This window comes from Providencia rustigianii DSM 4541 (genome assembly GCF_000156395.1).
Classification (GTDB): Bacteria; Pseudomonadota; Gammaproteobacteria; order Enterobacterales; family Enterobacteriaceae; genus Providencia; species Providencia rustigianii.
On the sequence record NZ_GG703822.1, the window covers coordinates 136,365 to 141,821 of the forward strand.

3 protein-coding genes and 1 pseudogene are annotated in these 5,457 nt (G+C 40.0%); 3 read left to right on the forward strand and 1 reads right to left on the reverse strand.

Translation table 11 applies throughout. From position 1 onward, the window contains the following. Positions 1 to 93: 93 nt before the first annotated feature. From PROVRUST_RS17450 to PROVRUST_RS17460, 3 genes are all read left to right on the forward strand, one after another. Positions 94 to 2,511 (forward strand): replication endonuclease, encoded by a 2,418-nt coding sequence (locus tag PROVRUST_RS17450; RefSeq protein WP_006816229.1) that lies wholly within the window; start codon positions 94 to 96, stop codon positions 2,509 to 2,511. A gap of 227 nt (positions 2,512 to 2,738) precedes the next feature. After that, positions 2,739 to 3,092: a helix-turn-helix domain-containing protein gene (locus tag PROVRUST_RS17455; protein ID WP_006816230.1), complete on the forward strand. Its 354-nt coding sequence runs from the start codon at positions 2,739 to 2,741 to the stop codon at positions 3,090 to 3,092. 55 nt (positions 3,093 to 3,147) lie between these two features. Continuing rightward, a complete protein-coding gene (locus PROVRUST_RS17460; protein ID WP_240669305.1) occupies positions 3,148 to 3,600 on the forward strand; it encodes a M78 family metallopeptidase domain-containing protein in 453 nt (150 codons plus the stop codon). Positions 3,601 to 5,038: 1,438 nt separating this feature from the next. Here PROVRUST_RS17460 and PROVRUST_RS17465 read toward each other — a convergent pair. Continuing rightward, a pseudogene (locus PROVRUST_RS17465) lies at positions 5,039 to 5,457 on the reverse strand (phage portal protein); the annotation flags it as partial.

Here is a 5,457-nt window from a genome sequence, read left to right on the forward strand (position 1 = left end):
TGGATGTTTACCGCCAGACTGTTGATGTCATTTCTCGTCGTTGTGAAACAGCCATTAATTTATTAAGACCAGAAACATTGGGCGGGGCGCTTAATGTCTAAGGTATTGGATTTCACGCAACAGGGATTAACTTATTCCGCTGATATGGATTTTCCGTATTCGTGGAATAAGCCCAAAGAAAATAATTATTACAAAGCTGATATAGATGCTTTGGGAAAATCTCTATCGCATGAACAATTAATTCATGCGCAAGCGATTTTAGGTGAAGTAGAAACTTTACCGCGCATCTTGCGTTACCGTATTCAAAAGCACTATGAGAACCTTATTAAAGAGTCAGGGCAATATAAAGCGTATGAGTATTTGCGTTCTGACTTTTACAAAAAAATCTACCCTCGCATTACAGCTGTTAATTCACGCTATGAGTTAGATACAAAAGCGCTATTGACGCTATCCACTCGTTTTACACCTGAAATTAGCCAGTTTAACCGACTGTTTGATCTGTATGACAAGCCAATTAAAAAACTGGCAGAACATATTTCCAGTGGTTTTTTTAGTCTCTATGAAATCTATTGCGATAAGTTGACTGAGGAAAATGGCGGTGATCGTGAGGTTATCTATGAAGATGCATCACAAACGCTGATTTATGGGCGTTTAGCTGAGCTTTCCAATGGTTTACATGTGTGTCCTTTTCACTATCAAAGCTATTTGAAAGTTTTGAAAAATAGAAAGCGCAGGAAAGGGAAGCAAAACTTAACCACGCGCCAAGTAATTGCGGCTGTACAACGCTTAGTTGACGCAGACTTTTGGCATAGAAAGCTGAAAGCTCACCGTACCCAATGGATTGAGGCGATCATGATTGCGAATATGGACGTGTGTGTAAATCGCCAGCCTTATGCTAGTAAGCAAGCTATTCGCGAGGTACAAGCTCAGCGTTTATCTAATATGCAATATCTGCAAGGTATGGATATTCAAGATGTTGAAACGGGCGAGCGGTTTGATCTGTTTGAGAAAGTCATGGCGAGTATTTCTAACCCTGAAATACGCAGAATGGAACTCATGGCGCAAATGGCAGGTATTGAACGCGTAGCGAAAGAGCGTGGCGATATCGGCATGTTTATTACATTAACTTGCCCGTCGAAATACCATCCCACCAAGCAGCGCAAAGAAAAAAACAAGGAAACCGGTAAAGATGATTTTTACGCGGTGCTTAATCATAAGTGGAAAGATGAGGCTTTTACGCCAAAAGATGGGCAGCGCTATTTAGTTAAAATTTGGTCGCGTATTCGCTCGGCTTTCAATGATAAAAATATCAATATTTACGGTGTCCGTGTTGTCGAGCCACATCATGACGGTACGCCGCACTGGCACATGTTGCTATTTGTTGATAAAGCAAAACGCGCAGAAGCGATTGATATTATGCGTAAACGGGCTTTGAAAGAAGATGGAAACGAAGCCGGCGCACAGAAATTCCGTTTCGAATGCAAGCACATGAACCGTGGCGGTGCCGTCGGGTATATCGCTAAGTATATTGCTAAAAATATTGATGGGTATGCGCTTGATGGCGAAATAGACCATGAAACGGGCAAAGACTTAAAAAGTATGGCTGCGGCAGTAACAGCGTGGGCTTCAACGTGGCGTATTCCTCAATTTAAATTTTATAAACTCCCATCCAAAGGTGCGTATCGCGAGTGTCGTCGATTGCGCGGCGTTTCCATTGCTGACAGCCTCGGCGATATTGCGGAGCGTGTTCGCGCGGCGGCTGATGAGGGTGACTTTTTTGAGTATGTCATGTCTCAAGGTGGTCCGTGTATTCCTCGCAAATTGGAAACGATCCGCGTAGCTCGTGAGACTAATGACGTAAACGCCTACGGGGAAGAGGTTCAGAAAGTAGTTGGTATCTACAACCAATTAAAATCCGGTGCACCAGTCATTAAAACCCGCGAAAGAAAGTATCAAATCGTCAAGAAAAGCGCCGTTGACCTTGACCTTAATCTTTTAAGAAGCGACAGCGGAGCGCCTCGGAGTCCTGTCAATAACTGTAGATCGCGGATCACGTCCAATCTATCAGATGTACAATTTTACGAGCCTGAACAGGGTTCAGGTGAAGTATGTAACATTAAGGAATACGGTTTCGCGTTTATAGAAACAGATGCTAATAACGCCGCAGGCAGCGAAATATCACAGGGTAATCAGCAAAGACAGATATCAAAAATTGAATTAAGCGAGAGTGATAAAGAAATTCAGTCGGAAATAGTTACTTTTGCCAATGAGGTCGGTATTGATTTCGATATCCCGCACGTTGAAACCATGTTTACGAAAGGTATGGGCGTTAGTGATGGTAACTATTATCTGAAATTAGATGGGGAACGGTTGAGGTTAGAGTTAACAGAAGATGGAAAAGAGCAAAGAAAACAAGAAATAGAAGCACAAAATGAGGCTAGAAGTCAGAAGTATAAACAACGGTGCACTGATGCATTGACCCGAATCACAAAATTGAGGAGAGAAACGTAAATTGATTGTATTTGATTGAAATATAATTACTTTTAATTTTGGTGAATTAATTTAACCTAATTGGTATAATTAATTTAACCAAAAAGGTTGAATTGATATTTTTGTTTGTGTAATATGCACGAATATAATGAGCATTTTATGTTGATTTCATAATGTTGAATTCAGCAATTATAAATATAAGCTAACATCAATGGCTGCGGTAGTAACGATAACAAGAGGACACGAACATGGCACTCACTGAATTTGGTAAGGCCGTTAGAAAAGCGAGGATAGATATAGGATATACACTTTTGACAATGGCCAAAGAGCTGGAAACAACCCCTGCATTTTTAAGTGGATTAGAGACAGGCGGTAAAAAGATACCAGCTAAATGGGTAAAAAAAATAGATAACTTTTTTAAAGGAAAAAATCACAAGATAGATTCTTTGGAAGAGTTAGCGAATGTATCAAATGAAACGGTTCCGATTGATGGTTTATCACAACAACAACAAATGCTTGTTGCTGGATTTGCTAAATCACAATTTACGCCAGAACAACTAAAATGTTTTGCTGATTTATTACAGCAAATCCAAAAAAACTAAGTATAAATCATGAGGGTTAGATATGTATCAAATGCGAGGGATCCGTGTATCCCCTATGCCAGAGGAAGAAATTGCAGTTAGAGCTATAAACTTTTGCCATGCGTTCGGGATTAATGATTTTGGCAAAAGCAAACGTAAGCGAAAGAGATATGATAAAATTTTTGAGGATCTCTACTTGTACGGGATTACTATTCATGTCATGGATGACAATGAGTGGGAGGCACATACTGCTAACCTTACAATAGGGCATTGCGACCCAAGTAACTTAACAATATCTGTACCAAATAAAATTTATACAATGGCCTGTTTAGGTGAAGAACATGCCTTAGAAGTTATGTTTCATGAGTTAGGACATTTACTATTAGCTCATAAACCATTGCTTCATTTTGCGAATAAAGCACCAACTAGGATAGAAGATGCTGAATGGCAAGCCGATAGTTTCGCAGAAATAGTACTAGAAACAATGGGATTAAAAACAAACCAGATGTCTTTTGATTTTTATATGTAAAAGTCTTGCGCTAACAAGATTTTAGGGGGCGGAGTGCGCTAACACATCCGTCAAGTATGGAGATAATTCAACCGTAATGCTTTTTGAAATTAGTAGTTGGTATCGCGGTTCTCCTCACCAAGTGTAATCTGTATGAATTTACAGCATTCACAGAACCACAGGGGTTTACATTATGGCGATGGGATATTGTCCGAGATGTAAAAACGCATGTGAGGTAACATTTACTCGTTCTATAAATGTTAACGGCAAAGTTCGTTATCCAAAAAAAGCGAAAGTCTTTGTTATTCCTCAGTGCAATTGCAAATAATTATATGGGATTATAAGAAAAGTAATAATTCTATATGCAAAAGTCCTGCGCTAACAGGACTTTAGGGGGCGGAGTGCGCTAACACATCCGTCAAGTATGGAGATAATTCAACCGCAATACTTTTTGAAATTGGTCTGTAGTGTAGCGGTTCTCCTCACAATGTGCAATCTGTATGAATTTACAGCATTCACAAAATCATAGGAATTTACACTATGGCGACAGGTTATTGTCCAAAATGTGGAAGCTCTTGTGAGGTAACATTTACTCCCTATCGGAATGTTAATGGAAAAATTAGCTATCCGAAAAGAGCGAAAGTCTTTGTTATCCCTCACTGCGACTGCAAATAATGCGAAATAAAAGTAGCATATTTTAATCAAACCAGCTTCGGCTGGTTTTTTTGTGTTTTAGTTTAAAAATAAAGTTTGTAATTTTTTGTAAATATAAAATTTACGATAAAAATAACCTCACAATTTCGCATCAAATTGCACAAATTTAACGTTAACTGATCTGCTACTCCGTGCCTGTACTGGTGCGGGTTTTGGTGATCGGCAAAACTGCACAAAAAAGCACACCTTTTGTGTGCGGGCGAGGCGGGGGAGCAATCGCGCGTTTTGGGTTTTAGACGAGATTATTTTTCGCACTCTTGATACATAAAAGGCGGTTTTTATTTTTACTTTGCCTGACGCGCAAATTTCGCAATTTCCTGCACAAATCCGCAAGATTAAAAAAGGATCGTTACTCACGCGAAGCCTCACCACTGGCGCGGTTCAGACGATCTCTTGCAGGTGCATGAAAACCGACCTATTTAGTGGGCAGGCGTGGCGGGGCTACGATTGCGCGGCGACATGTTTATTGTTAATAATCCGTCTGCAAAATTTCCGAGCCATAGCGGCGTTAAATTCAAATTTCTATAACTGGATAGCAATTATTTTGGGTCACCTCAGAATGCATTACAGAGCGTTTAGCGGTCAATTTGATGAGGGTTAAATTCAGGGGATTAGTCTTGGTGTTGTGGTTTTGATATAATAGAGTGGGGTTATATTATTATTTAAACCATCGAGATCTCCTACCTGTGGGCGAAAAAATACCGCCACTGAGGGCGGTATCTTGATTAGCTTACGAGAGTTTGTTCTAGTCGTCGTTATCTAAATCCAATGAGTATTTATCAAACTTAACAATCTCAGCACCAAACCAATCATTAAGCTGCATCATCTTACTTTGTAGTGGGATAAGTTCATTGCGAACAAACACCTTCGCGGCTTTTTCCACATCACCAAAGCCGCCTACGTTTTCAGGAATGATCCCCATAATTTGAGGGGGAACACGGTGCGCCGCTAACATATCATCACGACTCACATTCTTGATATTCAGAAACTCATCTTTTGCTGCCGCCTCCGACAAAGGGATAGTTTGAATACCGTCTTTCTTTCCCCCCGGTGCATACAAAAATAAATTACGGAAATTCCCTGGTCCTTTACTACTTTTTAGGGCTTCACGAATTTTATCAACATCATTCGGTTTTCTGTGCTGCATCACTGATATACAAGATA